22 protein-coding genes and 1 tRNA gene are annotated in these 24,059 nt (G+C 58.9%); 16 read left to right on the top strand and 7 right to left on the bottom strand.

From position 1 onward, the window contains the following. Window positions 1-28: 28 nt before the first annotated feature. Window positions 29-115, bottom strand: a tRNA-Leu gene (locus ACL2XF_RS16380). Window positions 116-271: 156 nt separating this feature from the next. After that, window positions 272-1,330, bottom strand: a complete 1,059-nt coding sequence (gene rsmC, locus ACL2XF_RS16375) for a 16S rRNA (guanine(1207)-N(2))-methyltransferase RsmC (RefSeq protein ID WP_410016495.1) — start codon at window positions 1,328-1,330, stop codon at window positions 272-274. 120 nt (window positions 1,331-1,450) lie between these two features. Between rsmC and ACL2XF_RS16370 the strand changes: the two genes are divergently transcribed. From ACL2XF_RS16370 to deoD, 10 genes are all read left to right on the top strand, one after another. Beyond that, window positions 1,451-1,864 (top strand): DNA polymerase III subunit psi, encoded by a 414-nt coding sequence (locus tag ACL2XF_RS16370; protein WP_413727176.1) that lies wholly within the window; start codon window positions 1,451-1,453, stop codon window positions 1,862-1,864. Beyond that, the gene (gene rimI / locus ACL2XF_RS16365; protein ID WP_410016493.1) at window positions 1,833-2,276 is read left to right on the top strand and encodes a ribosomal protein S18-alanine N-acetyltransferase; all 444 of its coding nucleotides are present in this window, start codon (window positions 1,833-1,835) and stop codon (window positions 2,274-2,276) included. Before ACL2XF_RS16370 ends, rimI begins: the two co-directional genes overlap by 32 nt. Window positions 2,277-2,387: 111 nt before the next feature. After that, complete coding sequence (prfC, locus tag ACL2XF_RS16360) at window positions 2,388-3,977, top strand: peptide chain release factor 3 (RefSeq protein WP_410016492.1); 1,590 nt, start codon at window positions 2,388-2,390, stop codon at window positions 3,975-3,977. 414 nt (window positions 3,978-4,391) lie between these two features. Beyond that, window positions 4,392-4,988 (top strand): molecular chaperone OsmY, encoded by a 597-nt coding sequence (gene osmY / locus ACL2XF_RS16355; RefSeq protein WP_410016491.1) that lies wholly within the window; start codon window positions 4,392-4,394, stop codon window positions 4,986-4,988. A gap of 167 nt (window positions 4,989-5,155) precedes the next feature. After that, window positions 5,156-5,317, top strand: a complete 162-nt coding sequence (locus tag ACL2XF_RS16350; protein ID WP_162364050.1) for a DUF1328 domain-containing protein — start codon at window positions 5,156-5,158, stop codon at window positions 5,315-5,317. A gap of 240 nt (window positions 5,318-5,557) precedes the next feature. Next, window positions 5,558-6,346: a TatD family hydrolase gene (locus tag ACL2XF_RS16345; RefSeq protein WP_410016490.1), complete on the top strand. Its 789-nt coding sequence runs from the start codon at window positions 5,558-5,560 to the stop codon at window positions 6,344-6,346. Window positions 6,347-6,647: 301 nt separating this feature from the next. Beyond that, the gene (gene deoC, locus ACL2XF_RS16340; protein ID WP_413727175.1) at window positions 6,648-7,427 is read left to right on the top strand and encodes a deoxyribose-phosphate aldolase; all 780 of its coding nucleotides are present in this window, start codon (window positions 6,648-6,650) and stop codon (window positions 7,425-7,427) included. Between the two features lie 83 nt (window positions 7,428-7,510). Further along, window positions 7,511-8,839, top strand: a complete 1,329-nt coding sequence (gene deoA, locus ACL2XF_RS16335; RefSeq protein WP_410016630.1) for a thymidine phosphorylase — start codon at window positions 7,511-7,513, stop codon at window positions 8,837-8,839. Between the two features lie 114 nt (window positions 8,840-8,953). After that, window positions 8,954-10,183, top strand: a complete 1,230-nt coding sequence (gene deoB / locus ACL2XF_RS16330) for a phosphopentomutase (RefSeq protein WP_410016488.1) — start codon at window positions 8,954-8,956, stop codon at window positions 10,181-10,183. A gap of 78 nt (window positions 10,184-10,261) precedes the next feature. Then, complete coding sequence (gene deoD, locus ACL2XF_RS16325; RefSeq protein WP_413722103.1) at window positions 10,262-10,981, top strand: purine-nucleoside phosphorylase; 720 nt, start codon at window positions 10,262-10,264, stop codon at window positions 10,979-10,981. 94 nt (window positions 10,982-11,075) lie between these two features. Here deoD and ACL2XF_RS16320 read toward each other — a convergent pair whose 3' ends face one another. Continuing rightward, window positions 11,076-11,771 (bottom strand): YtjB family periplasmic protein, encoded by a 696-nt coding sequence (locus ACL2XF_RS16320; RefSeq protein WP_413727174.1) that lies wholly within the window; start codon window positions 11,769-11,771, stop codon window positions 11,076-11,078. Between the two features lie 111 nt (window positions 11,772-11,882). Here ACL2XF_RS16320 and serB point away from each other — a divergent pair, with 111 nt between their 5' ends. From serB to nadR, 3 genes are read left to right on the top strand one after another with little or no spacing between them, the layout of a single operon-like run. Then, window positions 11,883-12,860, top strand: coding sequence for a phosphoserine phosphatase (gene serB, locus ACL2XF_RS16315; protein WP_410016485.1), 978 nt, complete (start codon window positions 11,883-11,885; stop codon window positions 12,858-12,860). Window positions 12,861-12,918: 58 nt separating this feature from the next. Further along, window positions 12,919-14,304 carry a DNA repair protein RadA gene (radA, locus tag ACL2XF_RS16310; RefSeq protein ID WP_410016484.1) on the top strand — a complete coding sequence of 462 codons (1,386 nt, stop codon included), beginning with the start codon at window positions 12,919-12,921 and terminating at the stop codon, window positions 14,302-14,304. Between the two features lie 60 nt (window positions 14,305-14,364). Then, window positions 14,365-15,594, top strand: coding sequence for a multifunctional transcriptional regulator/nicotinamide-nucleotide adenylyltransferase/ribosylnicotinamide kinase NadR (gene nadR, locus ACL2XF_RS16305; protein WP_410016483.1), 1,230 nt, complete (start codon window positions 14,365-14,367; stop codon window positions 15,592-15,594). A gap of 111 nt (window positions 15,595-15,705) precedes the next feature. Here the strand turns inward: nadR and ettA are convergent, their stop codons facing one another. Both ettA and ACL2XF_RS16295 read right to left on the bottom strand, forming a co-directional pair. After that, window positions 15,706-17,370 carry an energy-dependent translational throttle protein EttA gene (gene ettA, locus ACL2XF_RS16300; protein ID WP_410016482.1) on the bottom strand — a complete coding sequence of 555 codons (1,665 nt, stop codon included), beginning with the start codon at window positions 17,368-17,370 and terminating at the stop codon, window positions 15,706-15,708. Between the two features lie 132 nt (window positions 17,371-17,502). Continuing rightward, complete coding sequence (locus tag ACL2XF_RS16295; protein ID WP_413727173.1) at window positions 17,503-19,020, bottom strand: hypothetical protein; 1,518 nt, start codon at window positions 19,018-19,020, stop codon at window positions 17,503-17,505. Window positions 19,021-19,594: 574 nt separating this feature from the next. Between ACL2XF_RS16295 and sltY the strand changes: the two genes are divergently transcribed. Together sltY and trpR are read left to right on the top strand one after the other, a co-directional pair. Then, window positions 19,595-21,529: a murein transglycosylase gene (gene sltY, locus ACL2XF_RS16290; protein ID WP_410016629.1), complete on the top strand. Its 1,935-nt coding sequence runs from the start codon at window positions 19,595-19,597 to the stop codon at window positions 21,527-21,529. A gap of 57 nt (window positions 21,530-21,586) precedes the next feature. After that, window positions 21,587-21,916, top strand: a complete 330-nt coding sequence (gene trpR / locus ACL2XF_RS16285; protein ID WP_410016480.1) for a trp operon repressor — start codon at window positions 21,587-21,589, stop codon at window positions 21,914-21,916. Here trpR and yjjX read toward each other — a convergent pair. Continuing rightward, the gene (gene yjjX / locus ACL2XF_RS16280; RefSeq protein ID WP_410016479.1) at window positions 21,913-22,449 is read right to left on the bottom strand and encodes an inosine/xanthosine triphosphatase; all 537 of its coding nucleotides are present in this window, start codon (window positions 22,447-22,449) and stop codon (window positions 21,913-21,915) included. The genes trpR and yjjX overlap by 4 nt on opposite strands. A gap of 50 nt (window positions 22,450-22,499) precedes the next feature. On the opposite strand from yjjX, the gene gpmB reads away from it, so the two are divergent. Beyond that, window positions 22,500-23,147, top strand: coding sequence for a 2,3-diphosphoglycerate-dependent phosphoglycerate mutase GpmB (gpmB, locus tag ACL2XF_RS16275; RefSeq protein WP_413727172.1), 648 nt, complete (start codon window positions 22,500-22,502; stop codon window positions 23,145-23,147). Here the strand turns inward: gpmB and robA are convergent. Then, window positions 23,144-24,013 carry an MDR efflux pump AcrAB transcriptional activator RobA gene (gene robA, locus ACL2XF_RS16270; protein WP_410016477.1) on the bottom strand — a complete coding sequence of 290 codons (870 nt, stop codon included), beginning with the start codon at window positions 24,011-24,013 and terminating at the stop codon, window positions 23,144-23,146. The two genes, gpmB and robA, sit on opposite strands and share 4 nt — an antisense overlap. Between the last annotated feature and the right edge of the window lie 46 nt (window positions 24,014-24,059).

Genomic DNA, 24,059 nt, shown 5'->3' with positions numbered 1-24,059 from the left:
TTTATGCTAATAACATCGTGGTTGTATTTGGTGCGAAGGGAGGGACTTGAACCCTCACGTCCGAAAGGACACTAACACCTGAAGCTAGCGCGTCTACCAATTCCGCCACCATCGCCCGGCACCGGCAAGGCATAAGCCCTGCCACCACGGAGGCGAATTCTAGAGGTTTTAGCGTCAACGTCAATAATTATTTAAACCAAAGCGGGTATTTAGCGCAAAAAAATAGCCGCCGCCGCATCGGCGCGCGCCGCGGCGGCGGGAGGGTTGCCCGTTAGCCGCGTTTACCGGCTTTATCTTTATCCTTGCCGCGCGAGACGGTATGGACCGCCTGGAAAACCTTGAAGCGGCCATTTTGCGCCAGCACGGCATGGCTGCCGAAAATGGAATCCAGCAAGGCCGGATAGGGCAAAAACGCATTGGCGACGATGCGCAACTGCCCGCCGATGCGCAAATGGGTTAACGCGCCGCGGATCAGGTTTTCGGCCGCCTGCAGATTGGTATGCATGCCGTCGTGGAACGGCGGGTTGGAAATAATCAGGTCAAAACGTCCCGGCATCGCTGAATACACATCGCTGACGACCACGTTGCCGGTCAGGCCGTTCGCCTCGAGCGTGGCCTGGCTTGCGGCCAGCGCCGGCGCGTGTACATCCCCGAGGGTCAGCTTGATGCCCGGCGAGCGTTTCGCCAGGACGGCGGCCAGGACGCCGGTACCGCAGCCGATGTCGGCCACCTCGCCGCTGAGCGGCTGATCAAAGGTGGACAACAGCAGTTGGCTGCCGCTGTCGAGCCCGTCGCGGCTGAATACGCCCGGCAGCGTTTTCACCGTCAACCCGTTGAGCTGATATTCGTTCCAGTAAGACTCGAGGTCGAAGCGCGGCGCTGTTTCCAGCCGGCCGTGATACAGGCCGCAGCGGCGGGCGCTGTCGATTTTCACCAGGGGACAGTAGGGCGCCAGGAACGGCTCGGCGCTGCGTACGCCGCTGCGGTTTTCCCCCACCACGAAGACATCGCTGCCCACCGGCAGCAGCGCGAGGAGGTTGGTGAGCTGGAACTGTGCTTCCGGCTTATTTTTCGGCCAGAAATAGAGTAAAGTATCGCATTCGCGGACAAATTCCGCGTCGGCGACCAGGCCGTACTGCACGGACCCATCGTCCATTTTATCGCGCAGTGCCAGACAGTGGTGATACCAGGCGGTGTGGACACATACGTTTTGGGCGTCCAGTTCCGCCGGCAGGAGATCCTGCACATCGCCGGCGAACAGTACGCGTTTATCTGAAAAAATGTCCTCGTGACGGAGTATGACTTCACTGGCTGGTGTTAATACTGACATGCGACAAAGGCTCCTCATTAATCTGAGCGGGGAGTATAGTGCTTTATTGTTCGATGTTCGATGGACTTTATCGCCTGATGTGCGATGGATTGATATGCAACGACCGCGAATAGGATCAGTATGGCGTCGAGACGAGACTGGCAGTTACAGCAATTGGGCATCACGCAATGGGCGTTGCGACGCCCCGCGTCCCTGCAGGGAGAAGTGGCGGTCGTCCTGCCCGCCGATGTCCGCCTGCTGCTGATAGCCAGCCCCTTGCCGCCCATCGACCATCCCCTGGTGGGCGATGTGGCGCGCAGCCTGGATCTTGCGCCCGGTCAGCTGTATCCGCTCACGCCGGAACAGGTGGCGATGCTGCCGGAAGACACCCGCTGCCATAGCTGGTGGCTCGGGCGCGACGCGACGCGTCCCCTGTCCGGTGTCTCCCTTTTCACCCCGCCGCTGGCTGAACTGCTGGGCAACGCAGCAGCCAAGCGCGATCTTTGGCGGCAGATTTGTCATCATGAACCAGATTTCCGCGCTGACGGTCTCTGACCTGGCCGCCGCCTGGCATATAGAGCAGGCCAGCCACGCGTTCCCCTGGACGGCGAAAACCTTTGCCAGCAACCAGGGCGAGCGTTACCTGAATCTCAAGCTGACCGTGGCGGATACCCTGGCGGCGTTCGCCATCACCCAGACCGTGCTGGACGAGGCGACGCTGTTCAACATTGCCGTGCATCCGGATTTCCAGCGCCGCGGCCTGGGCCGATCGTTGCTGGAACATCTCATCGCCCAATTGGAACAGCGAGATATCCTGACGCTGTGGCTGGAGGTGCGGCAATCCAACCGGCCCGCCATCGCGCTGTACCGGTCCCTTGGCTTTAACGATGTCACGGTGCGCCGTGATTACTACCCGTCCGCCGTCGGGCGCGAGGATGCCATCATCATGGCGCTGCCGCTGGGGTGAACCGCACCGCCGCGCGCCAGTGCGCACACTATCAATGCGCACTTTCTCCATGTAGAATCTAGCACCAGCGATCCAGCCCATAATTTGTATGTACCCATCGAGAAACAGAAGATGAAGAATGCCACTTACGCCGCGGAAGTTGCGGCTCGGCGCACTTTTGCGATTATTTCGCACCCCGACGCCGGTAAAACCACCATCACCGAAAAAGTGCTGTTATTCGGGCACGCCATTCTTACCGCCGGTACGGTAAAGGGCCGCGGCTCAAGCCATCATGCCAAATCCGACTGGATGGAAATGGAAAAGCAGCGCGGCATTTCCATTACCACCTCGGTGATGCAATTCCCTTACCGGGACGCCCTGGTCAACCTGCTCGATACGCCGGGGCATGAAGATTTCTCCGAAGATACGTACCGCACGCTGACGGCGGTGGACTGCTGCCTGATGGTCATCGACTCCGCGAAAGGCGTCGAAGATCGTACCCGTAAACTGATGGAGGTGACGCGCCTGCGCGATACGCCGATCCTGACCTTTATGAACAAGGTCGATCGCGATATCCGCGATCCGACGGAACTGCTCGACGAGGTCGAACACGAGCTGCGCATCGCCTGCGCGCCCATCACCTGGCCCATTGGCTGCGGCAAGCTGTTTAAAGGGGTTTATCATCTCTACAAGGATGAGACCTATCTTTACCAGACCGGTAAAGGCCATACCATCCAGGAAGTGCGCACGGTCAAGGGGTTGCATAATCCGGATCTTGACGCGGCCATCGGCGAGGATCTGGCGGCGCAGCTGCGCGAGGAGCTGGAGCTGGTGCAGGGCGCCTCGCACGAGTTCGAAGAGCAGGCTTTCCTGCGCGGCGAGCTGACCCCGGTGTTTTTCGGCACCGCCTTGGGCAACTTTGGCGTCGATCATATGCTGGACGGCCTGGTTGAATGGGCGCCGCCGCCGATGCCGCGCAAGACCAATACCCGCGTCGTCACCGCCGATGAAGAAAAATTTACCGGCTTTGTGTTTAAGATCCAGGCGAATATGGACCCGAAACACCGTGACCGCGTGGCGTTTATGCGCGTGGTGTCGGGACGCTATGAAACCGGCATGAAGCTGCGCCAGGTCCGCACGGGCAAGGATGTGGTGATTGCCGATGCGCTGACGTTCATGGCCGGCGACCGCTCGCATATCGAAGAGGCGTATCCCGGCGATATCATCGGCCTGCACAACCACGGCACCATCCAGATTGGCGATACCTTCACCCAGGGCGAGGACATGAAGTTTACCGGCATCCCCAACTTCGCGCCGGAAATGTTCCGCCGTATCCGCCTGCGCGACCCGCTCAAGCAAAAGCAATTGCTGAAAGGGCTGGTCCAGCTGTCGGAAGAGGGCGCGGTTCAGGTATTCCGCCCGCTGACCAACAACGACCTGATTGTCGGCGCGGTCGGGGTGTTGCAGTTTGAAGTGGTGGTGGCCCGCCTGAAAAGCGAATACAACGTCGAGGCGCTGTATGAGTCGGTCAATGTGTCCACCGCCCGCTGGGTCGAATGCGCCGATGTGAAAAAACTCGAGGAGTTCAAGCGCAAGAACGAACTGAACCTGGCCCTGGACGGCGGCGATAACCTTTCTTATATTGCTCCGAGCATGGTTAACCTCAACCTGACCCAGGAACGCTATCCCGACATCCATTTCCACAAAACCCGCGAGCATTGATCCTCCCGGCGCGAGTTTTTCGCCCGTCCCCGCGCGCCCGCCTTTTTTAGCCGCGGCGTGGGGACGGAATCCACCGCCTTTCCTGTCGCGCCGCGCCTTGCGGCCGGAATGGTTATGTCCGCGCCGGGGTGCGGAATGTTCCTAAATCCTTGCTTAATCATTGGATTTAAGCTTTTTTTCCCGGATAACAATGCAATTTGTTATTTCTAGTCTATAGTTAAATTGTCTCTGACGGAGCGGTTAAATAAGCTAATAAAACCGTGCAAATCAGTATGATACGCTGCTCTTTATCACGAGAGCGGTATTTCTGCATTTTTGGATGCTTCCCCAGCCGAACGCGGGAGGCAGTTAGACCGGCCGCTATTTGTGGCGAAAACACCCTGATTCGGGTGGCAAGTTAAAAAGGAAACATCAATGAATAAGATCACGATGACAAAAACGCTCACGGCTATGGTTTTAGGTTCCATCCTGGCGGCTTCCACCGCGATGGCTAACGATACCATCAAGACAGAGGCGAACAGCACCGGCGCCAAAATCGATAATACGATGAAGACCGCCTCAAACTATATGGGCGACAGCGCGGTAACCGCCAAGGTGAAAAGCGCGTTGGTCGGCGATAAAGGTATCAACAGCACCGACATTTCCGTGGTGACCAATAACGGCGTAGTGACCCTGAGCGGCTTTGTGACCAACCAGGCCCAGGCTGAACGCGCCGTTACCGCCGCCAAATCCGTTGAAGGCGTGACCTCGGTCAGCGACAAGCTGCACGTGAAGGAAACGACCAACGCTTCGGTGAAAACCTATGCCGGCGACACGGCGATTACCAGCGAAGTGAAAGCCAAGCTGCTTGCCGATAGCATCGTCCCGTCCCGCAACGTGAAAGTGGAAACGTCCGACGGCATCGTGCAACTGAGCGGCCACGTTAAAAATGCCCGTGAAGCCTCGCGCGCCGAAAGCGTCGCCAAAGCAGTTGACGGCGTGAAAAGTGTCAAAAACGATCTTAAGTACTAATCTCTAAAGAACCAACGGTCAATGTCGCTTTGCGTTGCCGGTGCGCAGCGCAGGGCGATACCGTGTACGGCAAAACCAATAGTATTAAGCCGGTCCGGGGCGTTTAACGTCCGTGTTTCCCGGTAACACGAGAATTGTATTTCCATCATTTGGGTAAGGAGAAGCTTATGTTTCGTTGGGGCATTATTTTTCTGGTCATTGCCTTGATTGCGGCAGCATTAGGGTTCGGTGGTTTGGCAGGCACGGCGGCATGGGCGGCTAAAATCGTCTTCGTCGTGGGTATTATCCTGTTCCTGATAAGCCTGTTTACCGGCCGTCGCCGTATGTAGCCTTATCAGCGGGCCCCCGGTCCGTTAAGCAGTAACCGATAGATAGGGTTATTATCCGGAGAGGGAGTCAATACGCATCATGTTGACGACCTCTCCGGAGCGTTTTTCAGGTCCCCGCGCACCACCCCTCCCAGCCGTTAATGCGTGGTTCCCTTTCCTCTCCGCGCACGTGCTAAAGATGCTACTATTTACTTTTCCTCCTCCCTTTTGGGTGCGCCAGGCACGCGCAGGTAATACGCCATGATAAATCCGGTCTTTATCGATACCCATTGCCATTTTGATTTTGCCCCCTTCAGCGGTCACGAAACCGACAGCCTCGCCCTGGCCGCCGCGGCCGGCGTGCAGCGCATTATCGTGCCGGCGGTGGAGGCGGAGCGCTTTGCCGCCGTGCTGGCATTGGCCGACGCCCATGAGGCGCTGTATGCCGCCCTGGGCTTGCACCCCATCGCCATCACCCGCCATGATGACGCCGGGCTGTCGGCCCTGGCGCATCATTTGCGCCGGCCTCATCCACGACTGGTGGCGGTGGGGGAAATCGGCCTGGACAATTATATGGCGGAGCCCATGATGCCGCGCCAGGAAGCGTTATTGGCGGCCCAACTCCAGTTAGCCGGCCGCCATGATCTGCCGGTGATCCTGCATTCCCGGCGCACCCACGATCGCCTGGCGCAGATTTTGCGGCGCCATGATTTACCGCGCACCGGGGTGGTGCACGGGTTCGCCGGCAGCTACGAGCAGGCGGTGGCGTTTACCAAATTGGGTTATTATATCGGCGTCGGCGGCACCATTACCTATGAGCGCGCCAATAAAACACGCCAGGTGATGGCCAGGCTGCCCCTGGACCGCTTGCTGCTGGAAACCGACGCGCCCGATATGCCGGTGTCCGGCTTTCAGGGGCAGGCCAATCGTCCCGAACGCCTGCGCGTGACCTTTGCGTCGTTATGCGCGCTCAGGCCGGAGCCGCCGGAGCAGATTGCCGAAATAATATACCGCAATACCCTGGATTTATTCGGTTTGCCCTGTCAATAGCAAAATTTTCCGGCTGATAATCGGGATCGCACGCATAAATCTCAATCCTTAAGCAGCTTATTATCGTCGATTGTGGAAAAATAGAGCCAGCGCGTAAGGCAGGATGCGTTTACCCTGCGTCTTTGATTCAGGCTTATGCGGTGAGAGGGATCTTTAACGCCCGGAAATCAGCATGGTTCCGGGTCTTTCTTCATGGAACCAAGTCCGCTCGCCAACGTTACGGCGCGTTATCGCGATAGCCATGACGCCCCTTTTACAGATTCGGTTGCTACGTCGCCACACCGAAAAGTTGGAGAGTATTATGATTGATTTAACCGTTGCGGCCCGCCGTGCGTTGGGTCTGATGGATCTTACCACCCTGAATGATGACGATACCGCCGACAGCGTCGTCAGCCTGTGCCGACAGGCGAAAAGCCCGGCCGGCAATACCGCCGCCGTTTGCATCTACCCCCGCTTTATTCCCGTCGCCAGGCGCGCCTTGCAGCGCCAGGGCACGCCGGATATTCGGATTGCCACGGTCGCCAATTTCCCCCATGGCGATGACGATGCCGCCATTGCGCTGGCGGAAACACGCGCTTCGGTAGCCTACGGCGCGGATGAAGTCGATGTGGTGTTTCCCTACCGGGCGCTGATGGCCGGCAATGAACAACTGGGATTTGATCTGGTCGCCGGCTGCAAGGCGCTGTGCGCCGACAGCGGCGTGCTGCTGAAGGTGATCCTGGAAACCGGCGAGCTGCGCCGTCCGGAGCTTATCCGGCGCGCCGCCGAAATCGCCATCGACGCCGGCGCTGATTTTATTAAAACCTCCACCGGCAAGGTGCCGGTCAATGCCACGCTTTCAAGCGTTGAAATCATGCTGTCGGTTATCCATGACAAAGGCGTCGGCGCGCACGTGGGCGTAAAACCGGCGGGCGGCGTGCGCACCGCGGCGGAAGCGGCGGCCTACCTGGCGCTGGCGGACCGGATCATGGGGCCGCTGTGGGCTGACGCCCGGCATTTCCGCTTCGGCGCATCAAGCCTGCTGGCCAGCCTGCTCACCGTATTGGGCCAGGATATGAAGGTCACGGATAACGGTTATTGATCCCCTGATTGAGCATTGGAGAAGGCAATGACAAACCCGCCCGTTTCCGGGCGATAGCCATTTTTGTTTTGCAGGGGGTAACCGTGTTCCTGGCACAAGAAATTATTCGTAAAAAACGCGACGGCGAGCCGCTGAGTGAAGAAGAGATTCGGTTTTTCATCAATGGGGTCCGCGATAATACGGTTTCGGAAGGGCAGATCGCCGCCCTGGCGATGACCGTTTTTTTCCGCGACATGGATATTCGGGAACGGGTGGCGCTGACGCTGGCGATGCGCGACTCGGGCCATGTGCTTAACTGGCAGAACAGCGCCCTGGGCGGGCCGGTGCTGGATAAGCATTCGACCGGCGGCGTGGGTGATGTCACCTCGCTGATGCTGGGGCCGATGATTGCCGCCTGCGGCGGCTACGTGCCGATGGTTTCCGGCCGCGGACTGGGCCATACCGGCGGCACGCTCGATAAGCTCGAATCGATCCCGGGGCTGAATATTTTCCCTGACGATCAGGCGTTCCGCGCGATGATAAAACAGGTCGGCGTGGCGATCATCGGCCAGACCAACTCCCTGGCGCCGGCGGATAAACGGTTTTACGCCGTCCGCGACATCACGGCCACGGTGGATTCCATTGCGCTGATTACCGCCTCGATATTGGCCAAAAAACTGGCCGAGGGCCTGGATGCGCTGGTGATGGATGTGAAAGTCGGATCCGGGGCGTTGATGCCCGATTACCCGCAGTCCGAAGCGCTGGCGCGCGCTATCGTCGGCGTCGCCAACGGCGCCGGGTGCAAGACCACGGCGCTGTTGACCGATATGAACCAGGTCCTGGCGTCCAGCGCCGGCAATGCCCTGGAAGTGCGCGAGGCGGTGCGCTTCCTTACCGGCGAACAGCGTAATCCCAGACTGTATGAGGTCACCATGGCCTTGTGCAGCGAAATGATGGTGTCGTCGGGATTGGCGGCCACCGAACCGCTGGCGATGGCGCGGCTGCAGCAGGTACTGGACAACGGGGAAGCGGCGGAGCGTTTTGGCCGCATGATCGCGGCACAGGGCGGTCCGCATGATTTTATCAGCCGTTATGAGCACTATTTGCCCAAAGCCACGCTGAGCAAGCCGGTGCTCGCCGAACAAGCGGGTTTTATCGGCGCCATGGACACCCGCGCCCTGGGCCTGGCCGTGGTGGCTATGGGCGGCGGGCGCCGGCGCGCCGGCGATGCCATCGACTATAGCGTCGGTTTAACCGACATGGCGCGCCTGGGCGATGCGGTGCAGCCCGGACAGCCGCTGGCGAATATCCACGCCGCCAGCGAAGCCGGCTGGATGCAGGCGGCGGAGACGGTGCGCGCGGCCATTACCCTCACGCCGCAGCCGCCTGAAGCCCTGCCGGTGATTTACCGGCGTATCGCGGCGGATGACTGACGGCGCGGGGACGCTTCCGGCGACGATATCGTTCGCCGGGATACATGCGATTTTTTCTGATCCGCCGGGCCGGGGCCCTTATCCGGCGGGCGGATCAATCAGTTGGAGAAGACAATGAAACGTACCTATATCATGGTGCTCGACTCGTTCGGCATCGGTGCCGCCGCGGATGCGGAAAAATTCGGCGACAGCGGCTCGGATACCCTGGGCCATATTGCCGAACGATGCCAGCGCGGCGAGGCCAACCAGGGCCGCAGCGGACCGCTGCGGCTGCCCAACCTGTCGCGCCTGGGACTGGGAAAGGCCGCCGAGGAATCCACCGGGCATTTTCCCCCGGGGCTTGACCGCGACGCGGACATTATCGGCGCCTATGCCTACGCCAGCGAAATCTCCTCGGGCAAGGATACCCCGTCCGGACATTGGGAAATCGCCGGGGTACCGGTGATGTTTGACTGGGGCTATTTCCCCGATCCCCAGAACAGCTTCCCGCAGGAACTGCTGGACCGGCTGGTCGCCGATGCCGGGCTGCCGGGATATCTGGGCAACTGTCACTCTTCCGGCACGGTGATCCTGGATCAACTGGGCGAGGAGCATATGCGTACCGGCAAGCCGATTTTCTATACCTCCGCCGATTCGGTTTTCCAGATAGCCTGTCATGAAGAACGGTTCGGCCTGCAACGTTTGTACGACCTCTGCGAGCTGGCCCGGGAGATGCTGACCGCCGGCGGCTACAATATCGGCCGGGTGATCGCCCGGCCGTTTACCGGCGATAAAAGCGGTCATTTCCAGCGCACCGGCAACCGCCATGATCTGGCGGTGGAGCCGCCCTCCGCCACGGTATTGCAAAAGCTGGTGGAAGAAAAGGGCGGGCAGGTGGTGTCGGTGGGCAAGATCGCCGATATCTACGCCCAGGTGGGCATCACTAAAAAAATCAAGGCCACCGGCCTGGATGCGCTGTTCGACGCTACTTTGCGTGAAATGGAACTCGCGGGCGATAACACCATCGTCTTTACCAACTTTGTCGATTTTGATTCATCCTATGGCCACCGCCGCGACGTGGCCGGCTATGCGGCGGCGCTGGAGCTGTTCGACCGCCGCCTGCCGGAACTGCTCGCGCGGGTGACCGGCGAGGATATGATCATTCTGACCGCCGATCACGGCTGCGATCCCACCTGGCGCGGCACCGATCATACCCGCGAGCACGTGCCGGTGTTACTCTACGGCCCCGCCATCCGGCCGGGGTCCTATGGGCACCGCCGGACCTTCGCCGATATCGGCCAGACGGTGGCGGATTATTTTGGCCTGACACCCATGGATTATGGTAAATCCATCCTCCAGGCATGAAGGTAGTCAGGATTTTGCCTGTCCCGGCGCGGGCCGGGACAACGTTATTTTTTATTATTGAGTATAAGGAAAACCAACATGGCGACGCCGCATATTAACGCTGAACGAGGTGATTTTGCCGATGTGGTCCTGATGCCCGGCGATCCGCTGCGGGCGCAGCACATCGCCAATAACTTTCTCACGCAACCGCGCGAAGTTAATAACGTCCGCGGCATGCTGGGTTATACCGGCAGCTACAAAGGCCGGGCCATTTCAGTTATGGGTCACGGCATGGGCATCCCGTCCTGCTCCATTTACACCAAGGAGCTGATTACCGAGTTCGGGGTTGAACAGATCATCCGGGTCGGGTCCTGCGGCGCGCTGCGCGGCGATGTCAATGTGCGCGACGTGGTGATCGGCATGGGCGCCTGCACCGATTCCAAGGTTAACCGCATGCGTTTTAAGGATCATGACTTTGCGGCCATTGCCGATTATGACCTGCTGCGCCACGCGGTGGACGCGGCCAAGGCGGCGGGGGTCAATGTGCGCGTCGGCAATCTGTTCTCGGCGGATCTGTTTTACACCCCCGATCCGCAGATGTTCGACGTCATGGAAAAATACGGCGTCCTGGGCGTGGAAATGGAAGCCGCCGGTATCTACGGCGTGGCCGCGGAATTCGGCGCCAGGGCGCTGGCCATCTGCACCGTGTCCGACCATATCCGTACCGGCGAGGCCTTAAGCGCGGCGGATCGCCAGACCACGTTTAACGAGATGATCGAAATCGCGCTGGAGTCGGTGCTGCGCGGCGACGCGGCATAAAGACCACGCGGCCGGCGGCAAGGCGTCAACGCGCTGTTCCGCCGGTCAAGACGCGCAGGTTGGCAACGGCGCAAGGCGTGCCTGATGCGCGCGCTTAGTCGGTTTTGGTCCGCGCAGGATCATCGGGCGTGGCCGCAGCCGGGGCCGGCGCGTCGTTTTCGTCCCCTTTGCGTTCCGCCAACGGCGTGCTGGCGGTCAGCAGGTACGGGGACTGCTGCCAGCGGCTGCGGCGGTTTTGCAGCAGGGTGCGGGCCAGGATAATACCGATGGCCAGCGCCAGCAGAATCATCAGGCGCAGCAGGTTGGTGGTGTTATCCACCTGTTTGGCTTCGGTTTCCAGCACATGGGTATCAAGGGTCAGGCGGATAAAACCGCTGGGCCCGTCCTTATCGATAATGGTACGCACCAGCTGATGGTTAAAATAGCTGCCGGCGCGCTGGTGTTCGATAGCCAGCCGGTCGCGCACGCTGATGGTCTCCCCGGCGCGGGCTATCAGGCTCCCGTCCATGCTGTATACGCTGGCATCCAGGATACGGCTGCCCTTGGTCAGCGTATCCAGTATCGACTGGATGGGGGCATTGTTTTCCTCGCTGTCGGCCATCAGCGGCGCCAGTTGCCCCGCCAGCTGTCCTATCAGGGTGCCGGCCAGCTCATCCACCTGCGCCGAGCGGGCCATTTGATGGCTCAGGCTGAACCAGGACGCGCCCTGCATCAGGAAGACCAGCAGCGTCACGCAGATAAGCACGATGGCGGTGCGGTGTAAACGAAACGAGTGTCTGGCCCGGAGCATGGGATTCCTTTACTATTCTGAACGCTTTATGTTGCCAGAAGCGTCGACGATAGGATAGCTTGATGCGCGATGTTTTATCATGACGGTTATCCATGACTACAGGAGTGATTGATGCCTATTAGTTTGACGTACTGCGATCTCCCCGCCGGGATTTCACAGTGGCCGGGTCTCCCGTTATCATTAAGCGGCGACGAGGTCATGCCGCTGGATTACCGGGCCGGTCATACCGGCTGGCTGCTGTACGGCAAGGCGTTGGATAAATTTTCCCTTACCCGTTTCCAGCGTCGCCTGGGCGCGGCGATGGTTATCGTCTCCGCCTGGCATGTTGAAGACTACCAGGTGGTCAGGCTGGCCGGTCCGCTGACCGGGCTGGCCGCGCAGCTGGCCGCGGAGATGGAGCTGGATGTCGCGCCGTTTGGCAAAACGCCGCATCTGCATGCCCCCGGACTGCTGGTCATGGACATGGATTCCACCGCCATCCAGATAGAATGCATTGATGAAATCGCCAAACTGGCGGGCACGGGCGAGGAAGTCGCCGCCGTTACCGAACGCGCCATGCGCGGCGAGCTGGATTTCGCGGCCAGCCTGCGCCAGCGCGTGGCGACCCTGAAGGGCGCCGACGCCGATATCCTGCGCCAGGTGCGGGACGGTTTGCCGCTGACGCCGGGCCTGGGCTCCCTGGTGACCAAATTGCAAAGCCTGGGCTGGCAGATAGCCATCGCTTCCGGCGGATTTACTTATTTCGCCGACTACCTGCGCGATCGGTTTCACCTGGTCGCCGTGGCGGCCAATGAACTGGGCATCCGCGACGGTAAGTTCACCGGCGAGGTGGTGGGGCCCATCGTCGATGCCGCCTATAAAGCCCGCATGCTGACCACCCTGGCGGAGCGGCTGGAAATCCCGCTGCACCAGACGGTGGCCATCGGCGACGGCGCCAATGACCTGTTGATGCTACAATCTGCTGGCCTGGGTATCGCATATCATGCCAAGCCCAAGGTGAATAAGCAGAGTAAGGTCATTATCCGCCATGCGGATCTGCTGGGCGTGCTGTGTATCCTGACCGGCAATCTCAAGAATGAAGAGCGCTAGGCGGCCGCCATGTGTTCCCTAGGCGGGTCTTCATTGTTTTCTCATTTCCGAGGTCATTGTGGCTAAAGCGGCGAAACGGGCATTTGTCTGTAATGAATGCGGGGCGGAATATCCGCGCTGGCAGGGCCAGTGCAGCGCCTGTGAAGCCTGGAATACCATTACCGAGGTCCGGGTGGCGTCTACCCCCGCCGCCGTGCGTAACGACCGCTTCAGCGGCTATTCCGGCGAAGCCGGCGTCAGCCGGGTGCGCAGGCTGGCGGATATCAGTCCCGAGGAACTGCCCCGTTTTTCCACGGGGTTCAAGGAGTTCGACCGGGTGCTGGGCGGCGGCGTGGTGCCGGGCAGCGCCATTTTGATCGGCGGCAGCCCCGGCGCCGGTAAAAGCACCCTGCTGCTGCAAACCCTGTGTAAACTGTCCGAACAGATGAAAACGCTGTATGTCACCGGCGAGGAGTCGTTGCAGCAGGTCGCCATGCGCGCGCACCGGCTGGCGCTGCCCACGGGCGGCCTGAACATGCTCTCGGAGACCAGTATCGAGCAAATTTGCCTGATTGCCGCCGAGGAAAAGCCGCGCCTGATGGTGATCGATTCCATCCAGGTGATGCATATGGCGGACATCCAGTCGTCGCCGGGCAGCGTTTCGCAGGTGCGGGAAACCGCCGCCTACCTGACCCGGTTCGCCAAAACCCAGGGCGTGGCGATCCTGATGGTCGGCCACGTGACCAAGGATGGCTCCCTGGCCGGCCCCAAAGTACTGGAACACTGTATCGACTGTTCCATCATGCTCGACGGTGATTCGGACTCCCGTTTCCGCACCCTGCGCAGTCATAAAAACCGCTTTGGGGCGGTGAACGAGCTGGGGGTGTTCGCCATGACCGAACAGGGATTGCGGGAAGTCAGCAATCCGTCGGCCATTTTTCTCAGCCGCGGCGAGGAGATGACGCCCGGCAGCAGCGTGATGGTGGTTTGGGAAGGCACCCGTCCCCTGCTGGTGGAAATCCAGGCGCTGGTGGATCACTCCATGCTGGCCAATCCACGCCGGGTGGCGGTGGGCCTGGAGCAAAACCGGCTGGCGATCCTGCTGGCGGTGCTGCATCGCCACGGCGGCTTGCAAATGGCAGATCAGGATGTCTTTGTCAATGTGGTCGGCGGCGTCAAGGTGACGGAAACCAGTGCCGACCTGGCGCTGATGCTGGCGATGGTGTCCAGCCTGCGCGATCGTCCGTTGCCGCGGGATTTGGTGGTATTTGGCGAAGTGGGGCTGGCCGGCGAGATCCGCCCGGTGCCCAGCGGCCAGGAGCGCATTGCGGAGGCGGCCAAGCACGGTTTTCGCCGCGCCATCGTGCCCTTTGCCAATGTGCCGAAAAAAGCGCAGGACAATATGCAGATTTTTGGCGTGAAAAAGCTGGCCGACGCGCTGGACATCCTTGCCGAGCTTGAATGACCGGCGCGTTTACCGGCTGACGCCATGCGGATTTTTGCTTAAGCCATCAGAGGGAGGCGTATGTCGTCATTCGATTACCTGAAGAGTGCGATTAAACAACAGGGATGTACCCTACAGCAGGTCGCCGAGGCCAGCGGCATGACCAAAGGCTACCTCAGCCAGTTGCTGAACGCCAAAATCAAAAGCCCCAGCGCGCAGAAGCTGGAGGCCATCCACCGTTTCCTCGGGCTGGAGTTTCCGCGGCGGGAAAGGAAAATCGGCGTTATTTTCGGCAAGTTCTATCCCCTGCATACCGGCCATATCTACCTGATCCAGCGGGCGTGCAGCCAGGTGGACGAGCTGCACGTGATCCTCGGCTACGACGAGCCGCGCGATCGCAAATTATTTGAAGACAGCGCCATGTCGCAGCAGCCCACCGTCAGCGACAGGCTGCGCTGGCTGCTGCAAACCTTTAAATACCAGAAGAATATCCATATCCACGCCTTTAACGAGCAAGGCATGGAGCCTTATCCGCACGGCTGGGATGTCTGGAGCCGCGGCATTACCTCCTTTATGAAAGAGAAGGGCATCGCGCCGGGGTTTATCTATTCAAGCGAAGCGCGGGATGTGTCGCGCTACCGCGAGCATTTGGGCATCGAGACCATACTGGTCGACCCCAACCGGTCGTTTATGTCGATCAGCGGCGAGCAAATCCGCCAGGATCCGTTCCGTTATTGGGAATATATCCCGACCGAGGTCAAGCCGTTCTTTGTACGCACCGTGGCGTTAATCGGCGGCGAGTCCAGCGGTAAATCCACCATGGTCAATAAACTGGCCAATATCTTTAATACCAGCAGCGCCTGGGAGTACGGCCGTGAATACATTTTCTCCCATCTGGGCGGCGATGAAATGGCGCTGCAGTATTCCGACTACGACAAGATCGCCCTGGGCCAGGCGCAATATATCGACTTCGCGGTGAAATACGCCAATAAAGTGGCGTTTATCGACACGGATTTCGTTACCAGCCAGGCGTTCTGCAAACGCTATCATGGCCGCGAGCATCCCTTTGTCCAGGCGATGATTGACGAGTACCGTTTTGATTTGGTTATTTTATTAAAGAATAATACGCCCTGGGTGGCCGACGGGTTGCGCAGCCTGGGCAATCCGGTGGATCGCGACGGTTTCCAGCGGCTGCTGGAGGACCTGCTTAACGCGAATAATATTCCCTTTGTGCGCATCGACGCGCCGGACTATGACCAGCGCTTTTTGCAATGCATCGATCTGGTGCGGGACCTGCTGGGGCAACGGTAAGCCTGGCGCCAGCCGCAAGCGAAACCCCCGCCAAGGTTGCCTGCGTCAATGAAGAAAAAATTCGCCGGTCCAGGGCGCCTCATTGGCATGAGGCGCCCATCGCTGGCGCTATCAGGACATTTTTTTATATTTAATCCGGTGCGGCTGTAGCGCTTCCGCGCCCAGCGTGCGTTTTTTCCACTCTTCGTATTCGGTAAAGTTGCCTTCAAAGAATTCGATCTTGCCTTCATCCTGATAGTCAATGATATGGGTGGCGATGCGGTCGAGGAACCAGCGGTCATGGGAGATCACCATGGCGCAGCCGGGGAACTCCAGCAGGGCGTTTTCCAGCGCGCGCAGGGTTTCCACATCCAGGTCATTGGTCGGTTCATCGAGCAGCAGCATATTGCCGCCCACCTGCAGCAGTTTGGCCAGATGCAGCCGCCCGCGCTCGCCGCCGGACAGTTCGCCGACGCGTTTGCCCTGATCGACGCCCTTGAAGTTAAAACGGCCGACATAAGCGCGGCTCGGCATTTCAAAGTTGCCGATGCGCATAATATCCTGGCCGCCGGACACTTCTTCCCAGACGGTTTTACTGTTATCCATGCTATCGCGGAACTGGTCAACCGAGGCCAGCTGCACCGTATCGCCCAGCGTTACCGTACCGCTGTCCGCCTGTTCCTTGCCGGACAGGATACGGAACAGGGTCGACTTGCCGGCGCCGTTCGGGCCGATAATGCCGACGATCGCCCCTTTGGGGATCGAGAACGACAGGTTGTCTATCAGCAGCCGGTCGCCATAGGATTTCCTGAGGTTTTCCACCTCCAGCACTTTGTCGCCCAGGCGCGGTCCGGGTGGAATAAACAGCTCGCTGGTCTCGTTGCGCTTTTGGTATTCCACATTGTTAAGCTCTTCAAAGCGCGCCAGACGGGCCTTGCCTTTGGACTGGCGTCCCTTGGGATTCTGGCGCACCCATTCCAGTTCCTTCTCGATGGATTTGCGCCGAGCCGTTTCCGATGAGGCTTCCAGCGCCAGGCGCTGATCTTTTTGCTCCAGCCAGGAAGAATAGTTGCCTTCCCAGGGAATGCCCTCGCCGCGGTCCAGTTCCAGGATCCAGCCGGCCACGTTATCCAGGAAATAGCGGTCATGGGTAATGGCCACCACGGTGCCTTCGTAATCCAGCAGGAACCGCTCCAGCCAGGCGACCGACTCCGCATCCAGATGGTTGGTCGGCTCATCGAGCAGCAGCATGTCCGGTTTTTCCAGCAGCAGGCGGCAAATCGCCACGCGGCGGCGTTCCCCGCCCGACAGGGTGGCTATCTTCGCATCCCAGGGCGGCAGGCGCAGCGCATCGGCGGCGCGTTCCAGCTGGTTCTCCAGGTTATGGCCGTCATGGGCCTGGATAATGGCTTCCAGTTCGCCCTGTTCCCTGGCGAGCTTATCGAAGTCCGCATCCGGTTCGGCATAGGCGGCATAGACCGCGTCCAGGCGCGTCAGCGCCTGTTTGACTTCCCCAACCGCCTCTTCAATCGCCTCGCGCACGGTTTGCTCTAAATTCAGCTGCGGCTCCTGGGACAGATAACCGATTTTGATACCCGCCTGCGGCCGCGCCTCGCCCTCAATTTCCGTGTCGATGCCGGCCATGATGCGCAGCAGGGTGGACTTACCGGCGCCGTTGAGCCCCAGCACGCCGATCTTGGCGCCGGGAAAAAAGCTGAGCGAGATATCTTTCAGGATATGACGTTTCGGCGGCACGATTTTGCCGACGCGATGCATGGTATAGACGTATTGAGCCACGTTGTTAAGAGCCTCTTTCTATCTGGTTTTAGCTATGCCCCGCGGCCTGCGCGGAGCATGTACGGGCAGTGCGCCAAGTGTCGCAATGGATAAGCGCCCAGTTTAGCCCGTTTTCGCATGCGATCCCAGCCATCACCGGACGATGTTGGTATCGTGCGCCGGCAGCGCGGAGGCCCGTATGCGCCGGCGGGTAAAATACAGCACCGTCACCAGCAAAGACAGCAGGCTGGTGACCGCGGGGATAATCACAATAGAGCGATGATAGGCTAACGTGACGCTGTGCTCGCCGTCGGTCAGGGCAACGCCGACCAGCCCGCTGTCCAGCCGGACGGTGTCCCGCCGTTTGCCGTCCACCAGCAGGTAATAGCCGGCATACATAATATAGGGCAGGGTAACGGTTTGCGTCCCCTGCGCCCGTATGATCATCGCCGGATAGCCCTGGCGATAGGTAGTGCCGATAATGGCGGCTGCGGGGTTGGCGAAGAAAGCGAAGTCGTTGATTTTCAGATGATCGAAGTTCTCGGGGCGCACGTTGTGGTTATTGAGGTAATCATCATAAAGAGAGGACGTATCCACATTCAGATAACGTACGCTTAAGGCCTTATGGATAAGTGGATACATCCCCGCGATGCACAGGCAGGCCAGTAGCATGACCAGCGCTTTTTTCCGCGCCATCATCGCCGCCAGCATGCCCGACGCATGCAAAGCGATGATGGCGGTGGCGCAGGACAGCAGCCGCCACGGGAACTGGATTAATTTTAACACCGGCACGCTATCGGGAATTTTATTCCAGGGTATCAAGTGGGTAGTGGCAATGATAAACAATAAAGCTATTAGGATCATTTTCTTCGACGCGCCGGATTTACCCCATTTCAGATAGGCCACGGCGAGCAGCAGCTGGATAACGCCCACCGATAAAAACATGCCCGGTTCGGATACGCCGTAGGTAGAAGACAGCGACAGCAGGGTTTCCGTCAGGCCGCTGCTGAACTTTAACAGGTCGTCGTACTTAAGCAGCTTGCCGCTGGTGGCGAAAATATCTGAATTATGGATATGATAAAACAAAGGCGCCCAATAAAATGCGCTAATCGAGACGACAATGAGAAACGACATCAGAAAAAAAGTTATATTGGCTTTAATAAAAACTGCCCGGGCGTTGAGCAGGCAAAATAAAACAAAAAACACTAAAAGCACCACCATGCTCGGGATATTGGCTAAAAATACGCCTAAGGCGCTAAACGGCAGCAGCCAGATATCCCGGCGATCGCGGATAAGGGAACTGCAGCCCCTGATAAACAGCGGCATCAGCGACATGGCCAAACTTTCGCCCAAGGCAAAGCGAACATAGATATTGGTCAGGAAATATCCGGAAGTGATAAATAATATGGCGCAGAGCAACCCGGCCTGGGAAGACGAATGCTCTCGTTTAGCGGCATAATAGGTCGAAAAAAAGGCAATGATGAAGAGGAGGAAATACACCATTTTCATCTGGCTAATGATATCAGCGGTATTAAATGTCAGCGCTTTCGCCGCCAAAAACAGCAAGGATGTCAGCGGCGGATAAAACAGCTGCCATGAGTAGCCGAATTGCCCGGGCGACCAATAATCAAACAAGGGGGGGAACTGATTGTGCGCCAATTCGTTATTCAACGAAATCATTCTCTGGAAATGAGCGATCCAATCATGCCCGTTCCAAATGCCAATTTCTTTTAACGTTACCAGGAGTATGCATAAAACCAAGAAACTCAGAAAGATAAGCATCAGGTTGTTTTTCAATTTCACTTTCCATCACCTTAAAGCATGTTTGTTGCAAACATCATTCGGTAGTTGCAATTCTTTTAGACCGGGGCAAACAGGCACGGGCCACAGCCCACGGTTGACATGCCCGTGGTAAATAGACGGTTACGCGTTGCGTGCTCAGTTGCGCAGCGTAACCCAACCCCAGAACCGGGTATAGGGGCAACCCGCGTTCGCTACCGTTAAAAATCAGTAATGTGATCCAGCGCGCTGCCGTCGCCGGCCCGCTTTGCGCTTATTATCGCCGCTAAAAAAAATAACCGCGAAAATAATGACGATTGTCGCCGCTGCCGCTGGCATACGCCCGGTTGCTTAGCTAGCATGGTGACAGCAACCGGATTTATGGCAAACTGAACGAATGCGCCGGCGTCCGGAAAAGGACGCGGCAAAAAGACATTACGCTGAGGATAGAGTGGATATGGTCAAGGTGGACGGATGGCGGTATGTGGGCGCGGGTTTTATCTGCGCGCTGGCAAGCCTGGTGGCCGCAACCGGCAGCGCGCACGCGGACTCAATCGATGCGCAGCGCCAGCGCTATCAGCAGGTTAAGCAGGCGTGGGATAGCAACCAAATGGATGTGGTGTCGCAGCTGATGCCCACCCTGCGTGATTATCCCCTGTATCCCTATCTGGAGTACCGCGCCTTGTCGCAGGATCTTTCCCAGGCGAGCACGGCGCAGGTTAAGGCCTTTATGGATGCCAACCCGACGCTTATGCCTGCGCGCTCGCTGTCGGCCCGCTTTGTCAATGAGCTGGCCCAGCGCCAGGACTGGCAGGGGCTGCTGGCCTTCAGTCCGCAGCCGCCGAAACCGGTCTCCGCGCGCTGTAACTTTTATTACGCCAAATGGGCCACCGGGGCGCAGCAGGCGGCCTGGGACGGCGCCAAGGAGATCTGGCTCAACGGCCATTCCCTGCCGGAAAGCTGCAACAAATTATTCAGCGTCTGGGATCAGGCCGGGCAGCGCGGGCCATTGGCGATCCTCGAGCGGATGCGCCTGGCGATGAAAGAGGACAATACCAACCTGGTGAACGCGCTGTCGAAACAATTGCCGATTGAATACCAGACCATGGGCAGCGCGCTGGCGGCATTACAGGATAATCCCGCGACCCTGGAAGGCTTTGCCAGAAGCGTGGGACCGACGGATTTAACCCGCCAGGCCACGATTATCTCCTTTGCGCGCCTGGCCCGCGACGATGTGGAAAATGCCCGCGCCATGCTGCCGACCCTGGTGCGGCTGCAGAAAATGGACGACGGCGATCGCCTCGATCTCGAGGAAAGCGTCGCCTGGCGCCTGATGGGCACCGACGCCACGCCGGAACAGGCCGCCTGGCGCGACAACGTTATTTTACGCGGCCATTCCACCGCATTGCTCGAGCGGCGTATCCGCATGTCGCTGGGACAAGGCGATATGCGCGCGGTGGCCGCCTGGCTGGACCGCCTGCCGGAGGACGCCCGCCAGAAAGAGGAGTGGCGCTACTGGCGCGCGGTATTGCTTATCAACCAGGGGCGCAAAAGCGACGGCGAGCCGATACTGCGTGATTTGATGCAGGGACGGGGTTTTTACCCGATGGTCGCAGCACAGGAACTGGGCGTCAATTATGCCGTCAATGTGGCGCGCGCGGTCGCGCCGGCCCCCGAGCTTATCAAAAGGCCGGAAATCGCCCGCGTGCGCGAGCTGATGTACTGGAATATGGATAACCTGGCCAGGAACGAATGGAGCTCCCTCGTGGCCAGCCTGAGCCGGACGGAACAGGAAGGTCTGGCGCGTTACGCCTTTGAACAGCAATGGCCCGACCTGAGCGTGCAGGCGACGATTACCGGCAAGCTGTGGGATCATCTGGAAGAGCGTTTTCCCCTGGCCTGGCATAATGAATTTCGCCGCGCCACCGACGATAAAGGGATAAGCCAGAGTTACGCCATGGCGATAGCCCGCCAGGAAAGCGCCTGGAATCCTAAAGCACTGTCGCCGGTCGGCGCGGCCGGCCTGATGCAGCTGATGCCCGCCACGGCCAAGCATACCGCCGAAATGTTTAATATCAGCAGTTATATGAACACCAGCCAGCTGTTGGATCCGCAAACCAACATCGAGCTGGGCACCACTTACCTGGAATATGTGTACCAGATGTTCGGCCGCAACCGGATCTTATCAAGCGTGGCCTATAACGCCGGCCCTGGGCGGGTGAACACCTGGCTTGGCAACAGCGCGGGGCGTATCGACGCGGTGGCTTTTATTGAGAGCATTCCGTTTTCGGAAACCCGCGGTTACGTGAAAAATGTCCTGGCCTATGACGTCTTTTACCGTTATTTCCTGCGTCAGCCCGCAAAAGTGCTGACGGACGCAGAGTGGCAACGGCGTTACTGAACCGGCGGGGAAAATAGGGTAGACTGCTGTACTCGTTAACAGGTATGGCGGGCGCTTATGAATGACATTACCACCTCCGTTGCCGGCGATGTGCCGCGGCATGAGCAGGAGTGGCGGCATTTTGCCGTGCTGTTGGGGCAGGCTTTTGCCGACGGTATGCATGTGCCGTTGCTGCAACTGATGTTGACCGCCGATGAGCGCGAAGCCATCGGCACGCGCATCCGCATTATCCGGGCGCTGCTGGACGGCGAGATGAGCCAGCGCGAATTAAAGAATTCGCTTGGCACCGGCATTGCCACCATCACCCGTGGTTCCAATAGCCTCAAGGCCGCATCGCCTGAATTAAAACAGTGGCTGGAGCATCATCTGCGGCATTTGCCGGATTAACCGCCGTGGCCGCGGCTGGTCTGGTAGATGGCGTTATTAAACGGCACCAGCGCCAATAGCAGGGCCTGATAATAGACGCTGCTGCGGGTCAGCCTGCCGGCGGTAAACACGCCGATGGCGCCGCCCTGGCGTTTAATATCCGTAATTCCGGTCAATCTGGCCATTTCCTGGCCTAATTCCCGCCCTTCAATGATTCCCTGTAATATACTTTCTGGTAATATTAAGCTGGCGGAGCGAGATTCACCGCGCAGGTGCGTATTTTCAATAACCATCCAGGCAAAGGTCATATTATCTGCAATACCCGCCTCGACACCGACCCAGAAATCCGCCTCGGGACAAACCTGACGCGCGGCCATGACCCGATTCCGCGCCCCGCTGCGGGTTTCGACATCGCCCATGGGCTGCGACGGCACGCCGCTGTCGACATCTATGCCTTCAACGCGGCAGCTGTCGGGCCCGTAGGTGTCGTTAAAGGCCTGGAGAATGGCATTGATTTTAGCCGGGTTAGTCGTTGCAGCCACCACATAATACATAATGTTTTTATCACTCCAGTCATTTTCACGCAGTATAACGGAAAAAAACCATGTTACAGGTCTATCTTGTTCGCCATGGCGAAACAGAATGGAATGCCTTGCGCCGTATCCAGGGACAATCCGACAGCGCGTTAACCGCCAAAGGCCAGCGCCAGGCGCAACAGGTCGCTGAACGCGTGCAGCGTATGGGTATTACCCATATCATCAGCAGCGACCTCGCACGCACGCGCCATACCGCCGATATCATCGCCCGGGCCTGCGGCTGCGATGTTCGCCCGGACCCCCGGCTGCGCGAGCTGGACATGGGCGTGCTGGAAATGCGCGATATCGATACCCTGACGCCGGAAGAAGAAAGCTGGCGCAAGCAATTGGTTAACGGAACGCCCGACGGGCGCATTCCCAAGGGGGAATCGATGACCGAACTGGCGCAGCGCATGCACGCGGCGCTGGACAGCTGCCGTGAACTGCCCGCCGGCAGCAGGCCCCTGTTGGTGAGCCATGGCATGGCGCTGGGGTGCCTCATCAGTACCGTCCTGGGCTTGCCGCCCTATGCCGAGCGCCGGCTACGGTTACGCAACTGCTCTATTTCCCGCATGGACTTCCAGCAAAGCCCTTGGCTGGCGCCCGGCTGGGTGGTGGAGACCGCGGGCGACACCTCGCATCTGGATATGCCGGCGTTGGATGAAATCCAGCGTTAGCGCCGCACCGGTATCAGATATTCACAGCGGATGGTATGCGGCACGGGCGCATCGGGCGCTCTTTCCTGCGGATAGAAACGCTCGATATCATGTCCCCGGCGGCGGGTCATTTTCATCATCGGCAGGCAGGTGCCATACAACGTTAAAATAAAGCTCTGCAAACCGTCGGACGCGCCGTTATAGATAAACTGCGCGTAGTCGCCGCCGTCCAGCGCGATCGGCTGGCCGTTTTGTACATTATCGGGCACGTCCTGGGGTTCGATGGCGGTGGTATACAGGATCTCCTGTTCGTCATCCTTTTCCTGGCTGGGCCGCGAGTGGTTCAGGCCGTACAGTACCGGCGGAATGGTTTTTGCCTCGCCCAGGTATTGGCGCCAGAACTGAATGCGCAACTCACTACGGAACGTGGTGATCTGCTCCAGGGTGCAGGAATAGCTTTGCGTCAGGCCCACCAGCTGCATCGGCGGCAGGACGATAAATTGCGGCTGCGGCATTTCCCATTTTTCCAGCCGGATCGGCGGCCGGATGCCGCTGGAGTCCCATTCTTCCGCCCGGCGGTATAACGCGGGCGTCTGGGTGAACTGTTTTTTGAACGCGCGCGTAAAGGTTTGTTGCGAGTCGAACCGGTATTGCAGGGCAATATCCAGGATCGGCCGACTGGTCAGACGCAATGCCACGGCCGCTTTGGATAACCTGCGGGCCCTGATATACGCACCGATGGCATGACCTGTTACCTCTTTGAACATCCGCTGCAAATGCCATTTGGAGTAACCGGCTTTTGCGGCGACATTGTCCAGGGACAGCGGCTGGTCAAGATGTCCTTCCAGCCAGCTTAACAGATCACGAATTATACCGGCTTGATCCATAGATCATCCTCAAAAAAGCATTTAGGGCACAATGAAAAAAGTTGAC

The sequence above is a fragment of the Sodalis sp. RH19 genome, assembly GCF_047324215.1.
In the GTDB taxonomy this organism is placed as follows: Bacteria; Pseudomonadota; Gammaproteobacteria; order Enterobacterales; family Enterobacteriaceae; genus Acerihabitans.
This window is presented reverse-complemented; position numbering and strand designations above follow the sequence as displayed.